10 protein-coding genes are annotated in these 19,018 nt (G+C 64.8%); 5 read left to right on the top strand and 5 right to left on the bottom strand.

From position 1 onward, the window contains the following. Positions 1 to 546: 546 nt before the first annotated feature. Together Phou_RS43780 and Phou_RS43775 are read right to left on the bottom strand one after the other, a co-directional pair. The gene (locus tag Phou_RS43780; protein ID WP_173069751.1) at positions 547 to 1,890 is read right to left on the bottom strand and encodes a hypothetical protein; all 1,344 of its coding nucleotides are present in this window, start codon (positions 1,888 to 1,890) and stop codon (positions 547 to 549) included. A 435-nt stretch (positions 1,891 to 2,325) separates the two neighbouring features. Beyond that, positions 2,326 to 2,520 (bottom strand): hypothetical protein, encoded by a 195-nt coding sequence (locus Phou_RS43775; RefSeq protein WP_218579583.1) that lies wholly within the window; start codon positions 2,518 to 2,520, stop codon positions 2,326 to 2,328. A 292-nt stretch (positions 2,521 to 2,812) separates the two neighbouring features. Here Phou_RS43775 and Phou_RS43770 point away from each other — a divergent pair, with 292 nt between their 5' ends. The 3 genes from Phou_RS43770 (at position 2,813) to Phou_RS43760 (ending at position 10,548) form a co-directional block, all read left to right on the top strand. Next, positions 2,813 to 6,871, top strand: coding sequence for a WD40 repeat domain-containing protein (locus Phou_RS43770; RefSeq protein ID WP_173069747.1), 4,059 nt, complete (start codon positions 2,813 to 2,815; stop codon positions 6,869 to 6,871). 1,069 nt (positions 6,872 to 7,940) lie between these two features. Continuing rightward, positions 7,941 to 9,161 (top strand): phosphoribosyltransferase-like protein, encoded by a 1,221-nt coding sequence (locus Phou_RS43765; RefSeq protein WP_173069745.1) that lies wholly within the window; start codon positions 7,941 to 7,943, stop codon positions 9,159 to 9,161. A 157-nt stretch (positions 9,162 to 9,318) separates the two neighbouring features. Beyond that, positions 9,319 to 10,548 carry a reverse transcriptase family protein gene (locus tag Phou_RS43760; protein WP_173069743.1) on the top strand — a complete coding sequence of 410 codons (1,230 nt, stop codon included), beginning with the start codon at positions 9,319 to 9,321 and terminating at the stop codon, positions 10,546 to 10,548. A gap of 137 nt (positions 10,549 to 10,685) precedes the next feature. Here the strand turns inward: Phou_RS43760 and Phou_RS43755 are convergent, their stop codons facing one another. The 3 genes from Phou_RS43755 to Phou_RS43745 form a co-directional block, all read right to left on the bottom strand. Continuing rightward, entirely contained in the window at positions 10,686 to 11,276 is a 591-nt protein-coding gene (locus tag Phou_RS43755; protein WP_173069741.1) for a hypothetical protein, read from the bottom strand. Positions 11,277 to 12,479: 1,203 nt separating this feature from the next. Then, a complete protein-coding gene (locus tag Phou_RS43750; protein ID WP_173069739.1) occupies positions 12,480 to 13,253 on the bottom strand; it encodes a hypothetical protein in 774 nt (257 codons plus the stop codon). 622 nt (positions 13,254 to 13,875) lie between these two features. Further along, on the bottom strand, positions 13,876 to 14,559 hold the full coding sequence (locus tag Phou_RS43745) for a hypothetical protein (RefSeq protein WP_173069737.1): 684 nt from the start codon (positions 14,557 to 14,559) through the stop codon (positions 13,876 to 13,878). An 866-nt stretch (positions 14,560 to 15,425) separates the two neighbouring features. Between Phou_RS43745 and Phou_RS43740 the strand changes: the two genes are divergently transcribed. Both Phou_RS43740 and Phou_RS43735 read left to right on the top strand, forming a co-directional pair. Next, positions 15,426 to 18,158, top strand: a complete 2,733-nt coding sequence (locus tag Phou_RS43740; RefSeq protein ID WP_173069735.1) for a cadherin-like domain-containing protein — start codon at positions 15,426 to 15,428, stop codon at positions 18,156 to 18,158. 105 nt (positions 18,159 to 18,263) lie between these two features. After that, positions 18,264 to 18,638, top strand: coding sequence for a hypothetical protein (locus Phou_RS43735; RefSeq protein ID WP_173069733.1), 375 nt, complete (start codon positions 18,264 to 18,266; stop codon positions 18,636 to 18,638). Positions 18,639 to 19,018 lie beyond the last annotated feature (380 nt).

Raw genomic sequence — 19,018 nt, 5'->3', positions numbered from 1 at the left:
GCAATGGCTCGGCCGCGGCCTCGGCTGACCTGTCTTGGGTGGTCCGATAAACGGGCGTGGATGAAGGGGACCAGAGAACGCCCATGCCGCTGGGTGACCAGCGGTGTCAGCTGGTACCAGGGACGACCGAAAGCTACAGATCACCCATCGATCACCCAAAAGTCCACGATGGACATGAGAAAGGCTCTGATCTGGGACGAAATATCAGGTCAGAGCCTTGATCAATTGTGCGCCGCCAGGGACTCGAACCCCGAACCCGCGGATTAAGAGGCTAAATCAGACCGTGTCATCCGGTATTTCGTTGTATCAATCAGTCCCAGAATGTGCCACTTAGCCCCCCAATAAATAGTCCGAGCCTTGTCGGTTCCCACCATACGATGTCGTGCCGCGCCGGAACCATCGATCACCCATGGATCACCCATCCGGGACAGGATCAGCATCGGCAAGATTGCGCCAGGCATCAACTGCGGTGGCCCGCGGGTCGCGCGGCCCGGCCGGCGGTGATGGGAGCTTCGCGTAGGGATCGGGTGGGGCCGGGTTCTGTGGTCAGCGGGCACTGCGGGATCGGAGGCGTCTTTGTCGCTCGGCGGTGCTCTCGTCGCTGTGGTCTTCGGCGACCACGACGCTGTCGCCGGCGTCGGCGAGGCCGTTGACGATCTCTTGGAGCTGTTCCACGGTGATGCCGACGGTGCCGACCAGTCCGTGTGCGACGAACTCGATGAATTGTTTGTTGCTCAGGTGCCGGTCGACGGTGTCGTAGCCGAGCCGGGTGCGGTTTTGTGCCAGCAGGATCCCCACGTACGACGACGGCAGGTAAAGGCCGCGGATGAGACGGTCGGCTGGCGTCTCGTGCGCCATCGTGTCGGCGAGTTTGAGGAAGCCGAAGTCTGGCCCGATGCGCCAGTCGTCAGGCTGGCTTGGCTGTTGGTTGAGCTTAGCCAGGTCGTCCATGCGGGCGAGTTGATCGCGTAGCCGATCGTCGATGGATAGGGTACGGCGGTGTAGGCGTTTGTACTGGACGAGCACGAAACTCTTGGTGTTGACGTGGTAGTAGATCAAGTCGGCGCCGGTTTTGGCTTCCACGCCGCTTGCGTCAACGTTGACGATCTCCATGCGGCGGTCACCGTCGGTGAAGGTGTGGATGTGCACCTGTCGGTTCGGCATATGCCGCCAACCCGGGAAGGTGCGGGCGTCGTGCTCGATGAGCCTGGCCTCGGTCGCTTTGGGTACCAGTCCACTCAGCACCGGCTGACTTTCCTCGTCCTGCGGGCGGTCGTTCCTGTCGTGGGACTGGTCGTTCCCCTCGTCCGGCGCGGGCGATCGCTCATCTTCGCGGATCCGCGCAGCCGGCTGTGACGGCGCTTCGGTCGGTGTTTGCCGGCCGGCTTCGCCGTTCGGCCTGGGGTAGGGGACGACACCAGCGATGAAGGGTTCGCCCTCGGCCGGGCGTCTCCAGGCTCGCAGCGGTGTCGGCGAGAAGCCGCCGATGCGCAACCCAACGTTCGCCGCGTCCCGCTGTTCGCGCCACAGCAGCTCCGTCTCGCTGAATCCCAACCCACTGAAGCCTTCGAGCGCTCGGAGCCAATCGATCACCGGCGACATGGTGGGCCGTAACTGACTGATGGCCGTCACAAGCGCGGTAGTGACTTCTTCGGAAACGAGCTGAACGTCGTTTCGAGCCGCCAGCAGGCGATCGATTTCGCCGGCGGGCAAGAACTCGCGGAGGTCTGTGGTTTCGATCGGCGTCGGGGTGACCGGGAAGAGTTCCTCTATCTTCAGTAGCCGGTCGTAGGTGCTGGCCTTCTGGCCCGACGGACGCACGACGGCGCCGATGTGGGTGAGCTTGGTGACGGTGGCACCGGAGTTGGTTGATGCTGCGTAGAAGATCACGGCGAGATGGGCTGGTCCCGTGGACGGCATTGAGATGGGCACCGTCTTGGTGATGTACCCCCTTCCTGGGGGACGGCGCGGTCGACAACAACGACGTACGTCACGGGGTGAGACTACCGAGCAACGACGCGCTTCCATATCCGCAACCTTGAGGCGTCCGGCGCATCGCCCGCTCGGTGGATCGGAGCGGGTAACCCGTGTCCGGACCGGCCGTGCCTGCCGCTTCGGCCGGGTTCATCGTCTGGGGCCACCGATGCCGCCAGGCGCGGCATTCCGGCTGGGCTTGCCCGGGCTGACGTTGGTGGGATGGCGGCCGTCCAGAGCAGCAACTGAAGGCCGCGCTATGGGAGCTGTACAGGCCTGGGAATCGCCGCTCCTCCTCGGTCGGGTTGGCGATACCGTGAGCAGACCGCGCGTCGCGGTCGTCGTCTCAGCTCAGGCCCGCCTCGGGTGTCCCGGTCCCTGCTGCTTCGGCAGGCCGCCTCTGAAATCGCATCCAGGGCAGGCGTCTTCGCCCTGGATATGACCTTCGTACCAGCCGTGGACGGCAGCGTGAAGGATCGCCGCTTCCGCAGTCGCCTCGCCTGATCGCATCGCCTTGATCGCATTCTCGATGATCAGCTTCAGCACCTGCGAGTCTGGATCGGGAAATGGCGGGGACGGCATAGGACTATGCGGACCGGTCATGGGTGACCACCGTACCGCGCCACCGTCTTGGGCACAGTCATCTCCCCGGGCTCGCCGGGGAGCCTGGGCCGTCGACCAGCGCGTGGGCCGGGCCGCGTAAAGGGCCATACACCACGGCGAGTCGGCCGGACGAATGACAAGTTGCGCACGCGTTGTAGCTGACGGTGACTCGGGTTGACTCATTCCCGACCCTCGCTATGCTGTCCTGTTCGCTACATGTCGATCAATTAGGGGAATGATGACCGACCAGTTGGCGCTGCTGGTGGACTCCTCGATCAACTTTCGATTCCTGGCCGAGCCTGCGCTCCTACTCGCGGGCGATGCGGCGATGGCAGAACAGTACGTCGAATCGGATCCGGACGCGGCGTTGGCAAAAACTCGCCGGTTCAGTGAAACTTTGGCGAGGATGCTCGTCAAAGAGGCAGGAATCAGCCCGCGGGAAGGTCGAGATCAGTTCGGACGGATCGAGGCGTTGACGCGGGCGGGTTTGGTATCCGAGCACGTACGGCAGCTCTTCCACACGATCCGGAAGGCTGGCAATGAGGCCGTGCATGGCCACTCTGGTGACCGTCGCAAGGCGATGGCTGCTGTTGAGGCGTGCTTCGATCTCGGCGTCTGGTGGTTCGAGAAGGAGACGGGCAAGAAGGTCAGCCACACCTTCGTACCTGGCCCGCCTTCTCAGTCGGCTTCACTTCGCGACCTGCTCACGAACATAGAGCGCCAACTCGCGCAGCTCCAGAACAGGTTCGAGATCGAGGTGGTTTCGAAGCCGGTATCCAGACCGTGCCCGTACCAGGGCCTGGAACCGTTCGAGGCGGATGATCACGCGCGGTTCTTCGGACGCCAGCAGCTGCGGAAAGAGATGAAGGTTCGCCTGGACACGGACGGGCTGCTGCTGGTTGTCGGGGCCTCCGGGGCGGGCAAGTCATCAGCGGTGCGGGCCGGGCTTCTGCCCTCTCTTGCCGCGGATACCAGGTATGCCCGCCGCGCGGTTCTGCTGACACCTGGGCACCATCCGGTGCAGGAACTCGTGAATCATCTGGCACACACGTGCGGCCTCTTATCCGAGGCGGTTGGCGCGGACTTGGCCGCGACCCCACCTCGTGTTGATCGTCTCCGACACGCTACTGGTGGGGAGGCCGGTGTCCTGCCCATCGTCGTGGACCAGTTCGAGGAGCTGTTCACGCACTGCCGCGACGAGCAGGAACGAGATCAGTTCGTCGCGATCCTCGCCGCACTCGCCGACGTGGCCGGTCACGTCGCGATCGTGCTGGCTATGCGCGCCGACTTCTACACGCACTGCCTGCGCTATCCGCCGCTGGTGCGTTGGCTAAAGGATTGCCAGATCGTCGTCGGGGCCATGACCGAACCGGAGCTACGCCAGGCCATCGAACTCCCAGCGCAACAAGCCGGCGTAACGCTGGAACCCGGACTGACGGAGCTGCTGCTGCGCGACGCCGGCCGCGACCCAGGATCGCTGCCGCTGCTGTCAGCCGTGCTGTTCGAGATGTGGCGGTACCGTCGCGATAGCCTGCTCACCCTCGATGGATACCGAGCGGCCGGCACGATCAAAGGAGCCATTGAGACGGCTGCGGACAGTGCCTACAACCGAATGGGAAAAGACGAACGGCGTGCCGCGAAGGAGGTGCTCATCCGGCTCACCACCCTCGGCGAGGAGGTCGGCGACGAGCGCACCCCCGATACACGACGTCGCGTCGCCATCGAGGAATTGACCGATCACCCGCACGACGGTCCCGTCATCGAGAACATGCTGCAACACCTGGCACGGTCGAGGCTTGTCACGCTCTCGGACGGCGCGGCCACCATCGCCCACGACGTGTTGGTCTCTGGATGGCCACGTCTTCGAGAATGGCTGGCAGAGGACCGTCCCAGCCGCCTGCTGCACCGCCAACTCACAGACGCGTCCAAGGTATGGCGTCAACACGGCCAACGATCATCCGATCTCTACCGCGGGCAGCGACTGCGCCAGGCCCTCGACTGGGCCACAAGATACGACGCGTCCCTGAACCGGCTTGAACAAGAGTTTCTGAACGCATCGGCATCTACACAAAGGCGACGCCGGCGGCTGGCAACCGGCGGCGCGGCCGGCATGATGGCTGTCGTCTTGGTCCTGACCATGTCTTTCTTCAACGCGAAACGGGGCCAGGACGCCGCCGAGCGGGCCGAAGCGCAGGCGGCCCGGGCGAGCCTGTCGAGAAAGCTGGCGAAAGCCGCAGCGGACACGTTCGACCGTCGTCCTTTGCAGTCGATGCTGCTCAGCGTCGAGGCTTACCGGGCCGCCGCGACCGACGAGGCACGCCGGGAGCTGATTGGACAGGCCGCGCGGCGGCCCGGCCTCACCGCCTTCGCGCCCGGCCTTGGCAATTTCGGCGAGGTGGCGGCGTTCAGCCGGGATCGGCGCACGCTGGCGGTCTTGGACGACTCCCGCGTCGCGGTGTGGGACCTGGCCCGGCGTCACCGCGTGCACTACGTCCCAGCGGACCCGGACGGAAACGGGATCGAGCACGATATCTTTGCTGTTGCGCTGAGCCCGGACGGGAAGACTTTGGCGGTCGCCCTCGACGCCGAGACCGTCCTCTACCGCCTGCCCGATGAGACGCCTGCGGCCACCCTGGTCGACCCGGACGAGAGCCAGGATGGCGACGATCCGCATAATCTCTTGTCAGACATAGCGTTCAGCCCGGACGGGAAGCTCCTGGCGGTAGCCGGCCAGGGCGGGCGGATCATTGTCTGGGACGTTGCGTCGCAGAGGCCGCACAGAGTGCTGGACGACCCCACCAGCCCGGCCGACGGCCCACCGGTCAGCGTCCAGGACCTCGCCTTCAGCGCAGACGGCCGCACACTCGCCGCCGGAACGTCGGCAGCCACGGTGTTGTGGACGGTAAAGACCGGCACGCCCCGCGTCATTCCGACACCGGCAGCCGCGGTCGCCTTAAGCCCTGACGGCGCCTTCGCCGCTGTCACCACCCCCATCAAGGTTGACCGGCGGACCGAGTGGCAGGTCGCGGTCCTCGACACCGCCAGCGGCAAGACCGCATTCACGATGGCCCGCGGGACAAACCCGATCACCGCGGTCGCGTTCAGCGCGGACGGGCGCACTCTGGTGACGGCCGACAGCAGCAACCTCGTCTCCGTATGGGCGTTGAGCCGGGTACGGCAGCAGCGGCGGCTCCAGGCAACCATGCCCGGCCACACCACCCAGGTGTCACATCTGGCCGTCACGCCCGACAGCAGCACCCTCGTTTCACTATCGGAGGACGGAACGGCAATCCACTGGGACCTCGGCCGGATCGCCCTCAACCACTCCAGCCCGACGATCACCGCTCTGGCCTACAGTCCCGACAGCACGATCCTCGCCACCGGCAGCTACGACGGAACCATCACGCTCTGGAACACCAGCACCCGCACCACCCTCGCCACACTCCACGTTCCCAACAACGAGAATGCCGACCACCTCGCGTTCAGCCCGGACGGCCGCACCCTGGCCTCGGCCCACGGAACCAACCAAGTACGACTCTGGGACGTCCACCAACACCGGCTCGTCGACACGCTGATCAGCCCCACGCCGGCCATCAGCAAACTCGTGTACGGCCCAGACGGCCAGAGGCTCGCCGCCGCCCACGGCAAAGGCCTCATCACCTGGAACGTGGCTACCCGCAAGCAGGCCACGCACCGCACCAGCGACGAACTACTCGCCGGAGAACTCGCCTTCACCCCCGACGGCACATCGATCGCCACCCCAACGGCCGACACCGGGAAAGTTCTACTGTGGAACCCAGCCGGGCAGTCCGAGCCGACAACTCTGGAAGGCATAGGTACCAACACCATCACGTTCAGCCCCGACAGCGCACTGCTCGCCGCAGGCCACACCGCCGGCCGGGCGAGCCTGACATCCGTCAAGAACGGGGCAATGCCGGGAGAGATAGACACCCAAAACCCGGGCATCGTCGACTCGCTCGCCTTCAGCCCGGACGGCTCGACCCTCGTACTTGGCATCAGTGAAACCGACTACAAGGGCGCTGTCGCATTCGCGGATGTCGGCCGCCGTTCAGTCACACAAATACTCCCGTTTGCGGACTCCGTCTCAGATGTCATCTACAGCCCGGACGGCAAAGCCCTGGCCGTGAAAGGCAACTACGACGTACAGCTCTGGGACCTCGACCCCACATCGATCTCCACCCGCCTCTGCCAAGCCGCCGGCCGCTCATTGACCACAGCCGAGTGGACAGAATTCCTTGGAAACGAGCCTTACCAACCCGCCTGCCGTGCGTAGGCCCGGCAAGCAGACCGGACTCGCCTCCTGACCTTGGACACGGGGTTGTGCGGCTTGAGGCGCGGCTGGCCAGGTAGTGCGGCCCGCGCCATGGTGAAGCGGCCGGGCTGTGCTGGTGCGGCGTCTATCTGGAGCAACGAAGCATCGTGATCGATCAGCAGCGCCTCGCGCTCGGCCCCGCCGTAACCGTCGACCGCCCAGACCCCGGCGAGCCGCCGCAGCATCCCCTGGACCGCACCACCGTCCGGTTGCTGCACGCCCCCGCACCGCCGGCGTGTCGAACGGGATGCGAAGACGAGGCGAGGCGCGAGTCCGGCTACGTGCTCACCACCGCCCACGGGCATACCACTGCACCCGGGACTGGATCATCCGCCGGTTTCGCCGCCCGGTCGTCGCGTCCAGCCTCCCGCAGTGCGGCACGCATGACCTGCGCCACGGCGCCGCGACCCTGGCAGGGTCAACTGGACGGCGAAAGTATCAGCTGCGCGACCAGGCCGGCCCACTTGCGGGCAGCGCCGGCCCAGCCGGACACCGGGTATCGGGGCGACGCAGCCGCAGCGGGCGAACACGTTGACGTTGACGTCGCTGGCACCGGCGATCACGGCGGTGGTCATGGCAGACCTCCTTGAGTTACAGCGACCCGAGGCGACTTGGGCCGGTCACCTCCGGGACCCAGGCCACGCCGGTGATTCATGAAGGCGGGGCCTGATTCACCCGACATGGACACCTTCGCGCCTTGCGGGATCCGCCAAGCCGGCCAGTACCGGGGCGGTTGAAGGTGTGCTGAGCTGCACGTCTGCACACAGCCTGGCGACGAACATCCCGGGTGAATCCGCTGCCGTGCATGCCTGGCTATGTCGCGCCGCTGGTCAATGCCGTGCCGCGTGCCCTCTAACGGTGGCCCCACACCGACCCCGCCAAGATCAAAACCGCATAATCAAGCGTCTATACGACCTGCTCGCAGATGGTGCGCCGCCAGGGACTCGAACCCCGAACCCGCGGACATCTCGTTGTACGTTGCGCGGAATGGCTCAGTGACTTGGCCCAGTGACGAAGGTAGCCTGGCCGCGTGACGGCCGTTCGCCTCAGCGAAACACGAGAGGGACGGCATTGGCTGGAAAACTTCCCGCCCAGTTATCGACCTGCAGCTATCCGGCTCCTCGATGCTCTGCGGTTCGTCTCGTCTGACGAGTACCGCGCCGGCGTGAAGCAGCTGATGCGCGACGTAGCGAAGGAAACCTTTGAGGCGGGCCCGGTCGCGTTCTATCCGGTGCGCCCCGTGGACGAGAAGCTGACCTACACCGAGCCGTTCCCGGACCGGCCCTACGGTCGGCTGGACGGCAGTGAGTACATCGCCGCGAACATCGTCAGCGAGGTGTCCAAGACCCTGCGGTATCTGGGATCGGTGATCGCCTCGCCGACGCTGGAGGAACTGCGGGAGCGGCGGGTACGCACGATCGTGCTGGTCGACGACAACATCGCCTCCTCCAGCACCATCACGGCCTATCTCGACAAATGGTGGCAGAACCCGTCCATCCGAAGCTGGCGATCCTACGGGCTGATCCGGTTCGTGATCGTCACCTACGCCTGCTCACGGCCAGGGGCATTCGCGGTCCGTCGCCACCGGCTTGCGGACGACCTCCGATACGTCGAGGTCGGCGAGGACTTCGGCACCGCGCACTGGACTCGCGCACAACGCGACGAAGTCCGTGACCTCTGCCTTCGGTTCGCCAGCCGGTACGCCGTCAAGAGGTCCCTCGAGCTCGGCTACAAGCGCAGCGAATCACTGCTGATCATCGGCCATACGCTGCCGAACACCCTGCCCCACATCTTGTGGGCAGGCGAGCCCTTGGGACGACCATGGGTGGGCTTCTTCGCCCGAGGGCATCGCCGGTTGACTCCGGAACAACAAGAAACGCTAGCCGGGCACCGAACGCCCCCGGACCTCGACGGAATCGCGGAGGCTCTGAGGCACCCTGAACTGGGTTCGGGGCGCTTCAAGGACTGGCGCAACGCGCAGCGCTTGCTTCTTGTCTTGGCGGCGCTGAGCCGCCCACCGCGTACGGACGACTGGCTGATGGCTGTGCTGCAGCTGAAGATCTTCGAGCTCCAGTTCTTGCTGGCGACCGCCCGGCGCCTCCACATGATCGATGATCGCCGCCGGCTCACCGACGAGGGACACGAGGCGCTTCGCGCAGGGAAGTCGAAGGTCCGGCGGGTTCGCTCGCGCTTGAGCCCCAACGATGATCCCTACTACCCTTCATCATTGAGGGGAGTCGGTGCGATCTAGATACCGTCGGGGCCGTTGGCCCCGACACAGCTAGCCGGCGCCGTTGGCGCCGGCGTTGGTCAAGCCCGCGCAAGCGCCTGGAACGAGTGGCGTGCCTGGTCCCTCGGGGCCTCGGCGTCACGCCACTCGGCCCTGCCGGGCGGAGAATCGAAGGTAGATGCGCACCGACTCCCCTCACCTTTACCGTCGGGAAGGACGGCGGCGCGGCCTGTCCAACGAGGTCATCGACAGGGTCGAGATGGCCTCCGCGCGGCTGCTCGCTCATGGCGTCGCTGTGGTGTTGACGCTGGGCCACCTCGCATGGCGAAGCGGCGCGCCGTACCCGTACCTCCGGAAGGTCGTCGAAAGGTCTATCGACCCCTACCACGCCTTTGCGATCAACCGGCGCGCCGGCAAGAACCCGCGGCTCATCTCCTCGCCCAGCCCGTTGCTTATGGACGTGCAGCGATGGATCCTCGCGAGGATTCTGGACCACGTGACGCCGCATCCGGCCAGCTACGCCTACCGGCGCGGCGTATCGATCCGGATGTGCGCTGAGCAGCATCTCGGGGCGCGCTGGCTGGTCAAGATGGACCTGCACAACTTCTTCCACACGATCGACGAGCGCCAGGTCTTCAAGGTCTTCGCCGACCTCGGCTACGCACCCCTGCTGGCTCTCGAGCTAGCCCGGCTGTGCACCCGCCGAGCATGGGACGGATTTCCGCATCCCACGCGTTTCCAGGTCCGGAATCACCGGCACTCGGTCATCCCTACCTACTCCGCGGACGCGATCGGGTTCGTTCCCCAGGGTGCTCCGACCAGCGGCGCTATAGCGAACCTCGCAGTCCGGCCGCTGGACGAAGCGCTCGCCGCGCTCGGCTCAGCGCATCGGCTGGTCTACACGCGGTACGCCGACGACATCGTTTTCTCCAGCGCTGGAGCCTTCGACCGCCGCGCGGCGGCATCGCTGATGCACAAGGCCAGACACGAGATCGCTGCCTGCGGATTCGCGGCCCACGACAAGAAGACCCGTCTGACGCCACCCGGCGCGCGACGCATCGTCCTCGGCCTTCTCGTTGACGGCGACAAGGTGAGACTGCCGAGCGAAATGAGATCCAGAATCGCCACACACGTACACGCGGCGGAGAAGTTCGGCTTGCGAGAGCACCAACTTTCGAGAGGCTTCACATCGGTGTTGGGACTGGCCCGCCATGTCGACGGCCTACTCGCGTTCGCTTCGGACGTTGACCCCGCCTGGACGGACGACTTGCGCACGCGATGGCGCCGTACCCTCCTACGCGATGCCTCCGCGCTCGGAGCGTTCGAGATCTCCGACGTATACCGACAGCGAGACGACGGAACCACTGCCGCCTACACGGTCGCCGCAACACCGTGGGACGCTCTGTAGGAGCTGCCAGCTCACACTACCGGCGTCCGGACAAACAAGATCACGTGCACGACGAATGCCACGACCTTGAACCCCTGTGGCGTCGCCAGCGCGAACGCGACCACCGTCGGTCAACCTCAGCCGTCGGGCCTCGGTCGTCAGCTGACTCGTGGCACCCCGCAGTCTTCCTGGGTATATTGCCCGCGGCGTACCTGGCGTTCGTCGAGGCGCCGGAGGAACCCGCGCGGCAACACAGGCATGTTCGCGTCGTAGTAGTCTTGCATCTTCAACAGCGAGGTGATCTTCTCGTCGGTGACATAGAGCTGAAACCAGAAGGGTCGGCCTGTTTCTGGCTCATCCCCGGTGGTCACGTTGGTCACAGTCCATCGGCCATCGCCTTTTGTAGGCACCGGTGTGATCAGGTAGAACTCTCCCGGCTGCTGCTCCGGATTCGGTTGTTGGATGACGAACCATAGCAGGTGGCCTGCGGACAACCCGCTGACCGTGCCCGATACTGAGGAGCAGTGAGGCACCTCCATGCCGTCCACATTCGGGCTATCGATAGACGCCGCGACTCGGGAAATCGGGTCGCGCCATTCGCGTATCCACTGCGTGATCGAGGACCACGTCAAAGTGATCATGATTCCGAGCATCGCCACGAGGACGCCGATACCTTGCCATACTCGACTGCCCAGGAAGTTCGAGAATTTCCGCGCACGCTTCCCCGTATCTGCGGATTGAGGCTTCATGCAATCACCCTATTGGGGGTAGTTATCTTCCACGGTCCTCTCATCGGTTAGATCTCTTGCGCAGTCAGGTGGTGTTCCGAAGGGTCGTGGTCCCAGCATGAGCGTCCTGGTTCGGGCGAAGTACGCGGCGGAGAAACGGGCTACGAAGAAGTCGTCGGCGTTGATCTTCTTATGGATCACTGACGCCCATGGGTTGGCCTGGCGACAGGTGTGATGGGTCCGGCAAACATCCGCCCTGGTGCAAAAGCGCGCGCTTACACCTTGGCCGAGGGCTTGGCTTGACCGGCAGACGCGACGAATGTGTTGGGCCCGCGCTCCCTTTACGAACCGGAACATCCGATTCAACTGTCCCGGCCAGGCTATGGCGCCCGACCTTGGCCCTATCGTGGTTCGTCGGTAGTCGTTGTTTGCCGCCATGTCACACGAGTAGAAACCGTACCCGCCCGTCGGGACGGTCAACACGTTCGCGGCGCTCGTCGACCACGTACGTACGTCGACGCTCGTCAGCGCACCGTGAGGCCGGCGAGGCTGAGCCCGGCCATTTATGGTAAATCAGCCGCGTGCCGGCCGAACTGATATGTCAATGGATTCCGTTTTCTCCATCGGGTCACCGTCGCAGGTTGCGTAGCAGCTCTTCAAGATGAGGTGCTTCGTCGGATCAACTGCCGCGTTTGGGACGGCTATTGTGATGGAGTTTACTTTGTCATTCTTTGGATGAGTTGGGCCGAACCCGCCCGACGTTGTGAGGGACTCGCTTGTTCCGTCTGCGAACCTAACGATCATCCGCCACATAGGCGGGATCTCCCAGCCGGATGTCATTCCGGCCCAGAATGAATCCGATCCGTTTGCCCGCGGCTGGTCGTTGTCCGGCTTGGCGAGAACAGTCATATTGCCGTTGGCGCAGTCATGTTCCCCGCTGAGCTTCTCAAGAGAGAGGTCAAGCGTACACGAAATCTCCCCAGCCGCAGCGGGGGCGCCTGTGGTGGCTGGAGGGACTGGCGTCAAATGAGGTGTGGTGGGCGCGCTCGTTGTCGGTGGGTCGGATTTCCGAAACGGCGGCAGTCCGAAAGCAGGTGGCAGCGCCAGAACCGCAGCAATCGCACCGACGATCGCTGCCCAGATGGCAGCTCTTTGGCCAGGATGCCAAAGCCGTCTCCGGGAAGACTTGGACCCTTGGCTATCCTCAGATTTAGTCATGCTCCGCTAGCCCGTCGTAAAGTGGGTCGTGTCTAGAGTGATGCGCTTGCCGCCTTCGACCAGTATCAGGGCGATGAGGTGATCCCCGCTGGTGCCGCCGGTGTAGGTCCATGACCAGGTGAGGTCGGCGCCGGCGGTGATTGTGTTTTCGATGGGTGTGGTGGTGGCTGCTTCGATGCGCAGCAGAAGTGACTGGCCACTCTTGAGCGGCAGGGTGATGTTGCCGTTGATGCCGACGTGCTGGTTAGGCAGTGTCTGGCCGTCGGGGTAGAAGATGTTTCCCCGCATCGTCGGCGGGGGTGGCGGCGCCGCCATCGTGTAGCTGGTCGTGTCGAGCGTGCGGCGGCTTCCGCTGTTCAGGATCAGCTTGACGGTGTGTCTCCCGCCGGTGCCACCCTTGTACGTGAAGGACCAAGCCAAATCCGGGTTAGGTGCCAGCCTCGCCTCTACCGCCTTGGCGTTCGCGGGCTCGATGCGCAGCAGAAGTGACTGGCCACTCTTGAGCGGCAGGGTGATGTTGCCGTTGATGCCGACGTGCTGGTTAGGCAGTGTCTGGCCGTCGGGGTAGAAGATGTTTCCCCGCATCGTCGGCGGGGGTGGCGGCGCCGCCATCGTGTAGCTGGTCGTGTCGAGCGTGCGGCGGCTTCCGCTGTTCAGGATCAGCTTGACGGTGTGTCTCCCGCCGGTGCCACCCTTGTACGTGAAGGACCAAGCCAAATCCGGGTTAGGTGCCAGCCTCGCCTCTACCGCCTTGGCGTTCGCGGGCTCGATGCGCAGCACAAGAGACTGGCCACTCTTGAGCGGCAGGGAGACATTACCGTTTATCCGCAGGTGTTGATTGCGGAACGATCCGCCCTGGGGGTAGAAGATCGCGCCAGAAAACGCGGCGCTCGGAGGGGTTGCAGTAGTAGGTGGCGTCGAAGCGGATCCCGTGGGGGTTGGGCCAGTCGGCTCGCCGGATGGTGGAGGGCTCTGGCCAGAGCTAGGCGCTTGCACGACGCCCGAACTCCCCGGCGCCGGGCTGGTGTTCGGCTTATCCGAACCGCATGCCGCGATGAAGATCAACACGAATGCCGACAAGAGGAGACCTCGGCAAGCGATACCCGTGCGTAGTCCCGCGCACGAGTGGAGCACGGTGCCAGGGACCATCGTTGTCTTCTCCTCCCTTGGGCTCAACAGGTTGCTGATCATTTGCCAGCGAGCTGCCTCCTGTCGTCCGACCTCAACGTAGCGGTCAAGTTCAAGTCACAATGCGTCGCTCGTGATCGTCACTGGTGGCCCCTTGGCGTACGACATTCAACACCGATTCGACTGCCTGCCCGACCTCGGCCCAATCGGGGGTGCCGCCGCACGGCTGATCTTGCATGGTTGCGCCTAGCCATCGCACCAGTTCGCGCAGACGTTAGCCGTACGCCGTTACACGAATCCTTATTGCGTGGTCACCGTTGCCGGCCACGAGATCGAGGAATTTTACGTACGCTACGAGCCCGTGATCTGAAATCGCGCAGAACCCTTCGTCATCCTGCACCTGGCCCATACTGATCTCTTTCGGTGCTTCCTGGCTGATAGCGTCCAGGCATGCCGCCTTGCCACCCGCTTCGGACAGGGCGATTTTGGCGAAGTTTTCCGAAGCAACCTTGCCCGGCGTTACGGCTATGTCGACCACGCCTTGATTTTCGTCCATGTCGCCATTCCATGAGCGTGGCTCGTCAAGGTCGATGTGCCCGGTGTTGTCGATGTATTGGACGACGAAGTCTTTGTCGTATCTTACTGGTTCGTGGCTAGGCGTTTCCGAAACGGATGGGGATTTCGATGGTGTGGGGTGTACCGAGGGTGCGATCGACTGCGTGGGCGTCGGGTCCGGCCGCGGATCGTCCTTGCGCTTCTCCCAGACATAAAGAAGGATCCCCCCGCCGAGCAACACTGAGGCCAACACGCCAGCAACCACGCGCGGAGCCGTACCCAACGTCGGTATAGAGATCGTGCCCCCAAAGCCGCCGCCTGAAAGTGCGATCAATAGGCAGACGCCGCCTAGGATAATTAGTACTACCGGGACCGTGAGGTCTCCCACCACGCCCCCTTTCATCGCCGCACCGAGGACAGTCCGAACTCGAAGATGTACGGTATCCGCTCTCACGTTGCGATGGACGGCCAATAGTGTCAGATCATGGACGTGCCGTGTCGAGGGTTATATCCAAACTTCGCCGACCTCGACCGATGCTCTGAAGGGATCAGCGCATCTTACGGACCGATCATCTGACGCGGCGACGGATGATCGGCTGGCACGCTCGGCTGGGTGGCGGACACACGGTGCGCCGAGTTTGTCCGTAAGGTCGGGCACCTCGGGCGTCACACCACCAGACCCACCACGTGCGGCCCGGGATCACCGCCATTGCGACGGGGACGCCGGGGCCGATGCCCGGATTTCACACCGCCCGCTGCGTTGCCGACTACGGCGACAACCTCACCGCGGCCTTGGCAGTGATCCCGAGCGCGGCGGTGGCCGGACGTCGCGCCGAGCCGGTGCCACGCGCACAGACCTGCCGAAAGTGTGTGCACGCGATCAGTAGATGTTGACGCTTTCGACCTCGTCGTTTGTGAGCGCCTTGGCACCAGGGTCACAAACGTCGACAAGATCGAACGAACGACCGCGAAAGCATAAATGTCAACGAGCCCGGGCGTCAAAGATCGAAGCCTGAGAGCGCCCGGTGAATGCGCTCAATGCTTTTTTCGGTGAGTTGCGTCCCAGAAGAGTATGAGTTACCCCGAAAGGCGACCGAAGCGGCCTTGACGCATGAGTCAAATAGCGGACAGTCGGTCACCGAATTGGTTAAGCCGTTTAGCGAAACGAACAGCCGCGCAGGCAGAATGCCGCCCTCAACATTCCCACGGGGCCGGATGAGGCGGACAGTACGAAGAAACGCCAAATATCCACGCCGAAGGAGTGCGCCTGTGCTCATCCGCCCACCGAAAGGCCGCACCAGGCGGCTGGGGGCATTCACCGCTTCCATCCTGACGGCGGTCCTCGCCGCCACGCTGTCCATCGCACCCTCCGGCCAGCCGGACGCGTCAGCAGCAGCTGCTGCGGCGGCTCCGGACAGCCACGTCAACGTCGTCGTGATTGGCGACAGCTTCTCCGCAGGCAACGGTGCCGGCAACTACTACGGGCCGACGGCCTGCTACCGCAGCAGCAGCAACTGGAGCGAACGGTACGTCGCCTGGCTGCAAGCCCAGGGCCTATCCGCCGACGTGACCGACCGGGCTTGCTCCGGCGGCGTCACCGCGAACTACTGGAGCGAGCGCGACCTCGGCAACCGCCCCGAGTTCGCCCGCTGCCACACCGCCACCGCCGACGAGATCGTGAAGACCGTCATCACCAACGGGACGACGTCCATCTGCAACACGAAACTGCGGCCGCAGCGGGATTCGGTGACCGCCAGCACCGACCTTGTCCTGTTCACCTTCGGTGGAAATGATGTCCGCTTCAGCAACATCGTCCAGGAATGCTTCATCGTCGGCGACCGTAACCCCGGCGACTGCCGCAGCAGGGTCAACTATGCCAACGCCCTGATGGACGACACCGGCGCTGACGGAGTCCGGGAACGCCTCAAGAAGATCCTCGTCGACCTACGCCGGGAACGACTACGGCCCGACGCCAAAGTCGTCCTGCTCGGCTACCCGCAGCTGGTCGGCGACGTCCCGTTCGTCCTCAAGTACAAGAACCTTTTCGGGACCGTCACCGACACCTACGACGCGGCCAGCAAGGTCCGCCTCCTCGGGGCGAAAGGCGCTGAGGTTCAGGCCGCGGCGGTCGCCGCCGCCGAGGCCGAGGTAGGTGCTGACTTCGTCACCCACCTGCCGCAGGCGCTGGGACTGTTCGACAGCCACCAGCCGGACCCCCGCGCAGGTCACGCGAACCCGGACTCGTGGTTCGTTGAGCCATTCCAGACGATCAGCACCGACACGTGGTACCACCCGAACCCGCAGGGGCACCAGCAGTACGCGAACATCCTGGCCGACGGATTCGGTACCGCAGCAGGAACCCCGGTCGCGACGGCGCAGGCCCTCGACCTGATCTTCGTCATCGACACCACCGGGTCGATGGGAGGCACGATCACCGCGGTCAAGAACCGGATCAACGCGGTCGTCGACCGGCTCGCGGCCGGCACGTCCGCGTACCGGCTCGCGGTCGTCTCCTATCGGGACCAGCCCGGATACACCGGCGACCCAGAGGACTACCCGTCCCGCCTCGACCAGGCGTTCACCAGCGACGCCGCCGCGGTTAAGACCGCCGTCGGGAACCTCGAAGCCGCCGGTGGCGGCGACTACCCCGAATCGGCGTACTCCGGCCTCGACACCGCGATCAAGCAGCCGTGGCGGTCCGGCGTCAAGAAGCAGATCATCGTGTTCACCGACGCGCCGGCCCACAACCCGGAGCCGGTGTCGAACCTGAGAGCTGCCGACATCGTCGCCGCCGCTCTCGCCGTTGACCCGGCCGTCGTCAACGTCGTCGGCAACACCGACGCCGCGCTCGCCGAAGTCGCTGCCGGCACGGGCGGTAAGGTCGTCGCGGCTGTCGACGGTGAGGACGTCTCCGCCGCGATCGACGACATCGTCGAAACCTCGCTGGCGGTCCCGTTCGCCACAATCGGGGACAGCTACAACGCCGCGATCGGGAAGCCGGTCAGGTTCACCGCCGCCGGCTCGTACGACCCCGCCGGCGGTACCCTCACCTACAAATGGGACGTCGACAGCGACGGAACCACTGACGCCACCACCACCACCCCCGAGTTCACGCACACGTACTCGGCCGGGTACGAGGGACTGGTCACCGTCGACGTCACCTCGACCAGTGGGAAGACCGCGACCGCGACCGCGCCGATCCTGGTCGACCAGGACGGCGACGGTGTCCAAGACCAGGTCGACAACTGCCCGGCCGCCGCGAACCCAGGCCAAGAGGACCGGGACACCGACGGCACCGGCGACCTGTGCGACACCACCTCCGGGATCCCCACCACCGACCAGGAGGGCGTGTTCGTCGCCGAGACCGCCAACAGCACACCCGCCGCGGTCGCGGACGCGTTCACCACCGAAACCGGCACCGCGCTGACCGTGCCCGCGCCCGGTGTCCTCGCCAACGACACCGACGCCGACACCGGCGACACCCTCACCGCGAATACCGCCACCGCACCCCGGAACGGGACGCTGACCCTCGCCTCGGACGGATCGTTCACATACACCCCGAGGAAGGGCTACACCGGCACCGACACGTTCACCTACACGGTCACCGACAGCGCCGCAGCGACATCGGCACCGGCGACGGTCACCCTCACCGTCGCTCCCCAGCCGACCAACCAGCGGATCGTGTTCGTCGCCGGTGGCCGGGACTGCCTCGTGGTCAGCGGCGACGTCACCGTAGGGAAGGTGACCGTCACCCGCGCCCGCAACACCGTCCAGTCGATAACCGGGACCGTCACCGTGAAGGCGCGCCCCGGCCGGAACGTCGAACTGGTCTTCAACGTCGTCCGGGACGGCCGGTCGTACACCGCGACGATCACCGCCAAGGACGGACGGCACGTACACACCTACCGTGGAAAGGGAACCATCTACGACAACGGCAAAGTCACGATCGGCCAATTCGGGTCCAAGCGAACCGGTTTCGGATTCGTGATCAAGACGAGGTAGCTCCGCCTGGTGAGGGCCGGGAACTCGGGGTACTCGGGTTCCCGGCCCTCACCGGGACCGGCCGAGAGTTATAGGAGTCGTATGGGTCACCAGAACCGGCCTGGAATGTCGCGGACCGTCCCGCAGACAGGCGCCGCGGTCGCGGTGTCGGTCGGGATCGCCGGCCTGGTCGCCGTCGGATACGGGCTGATTCTTCGGTTTCACATCGAGAACACCGACGAAGCAATCGCTGACGAAGCCAGGGGCGGGCTGTGGTTGCTCGCCGCCGCCGGCCTGCTTACCCTCGCCGCGACCGCAGCAGGCGTGGCTCGGGCGCCGTGGTGGGCGGTGACACTGATCCCCATACCGATCGTGGCCGGGATCCTCCCGGCGCTGCTGCTGCCGGCGAACATCCTGCCGTTCGGGACGGCGATGCTGTCCGTGCCAGCCACGCTAACCGGCCTAATCACCACAATCGTGTGCGCCTTCCGCCGCGGGTAAGAGCACCCGGCCAATGGCCGCAGAGCTCCGAAACATCTCAAAGGGCCTGTGTGAGGCTCGCAAGGACGCCGATGACGCCGGCTCATGTCGGATGAAGCGGATGGATGCAACACCGGCAGAAAGTCCTTTTCGAAAACGAAACGGGGCAACGCTCCCGTGGTAGAAATATTCTATAGTGGAGTTGTTGCCACGACTCCATGAACTCAGAATGGGCGTTGCCGCGACGCATGGCAAACGGCGACCCTTCGGTGCTGGACACCTGCCTCAGTAGCCCAATAGAGCACGATCATCATCATCGTCGCTGCGGTGCTGCCGCGCCAGGTCGGCGGCGCAGCTCCGTCCTTTGAGCGTGGCGCGCTCGGGCTCAAGCTGCCGTCTGG

Source organism: Phytohabitans houttuyneae, from assembly GCF_011764425.1.
GTDB lineage: Bacteria > Actinomycetota > Actinomycetes > Mycobacteriales > Micromonosporaceae > Phytohabitans > Phytohabitans houttuyneae.
The sequence above is the reverse complement of the archived record's forward strand: the minus strand, read 5'-3'. Positions and strand labels throughout refer to the sequence as shown.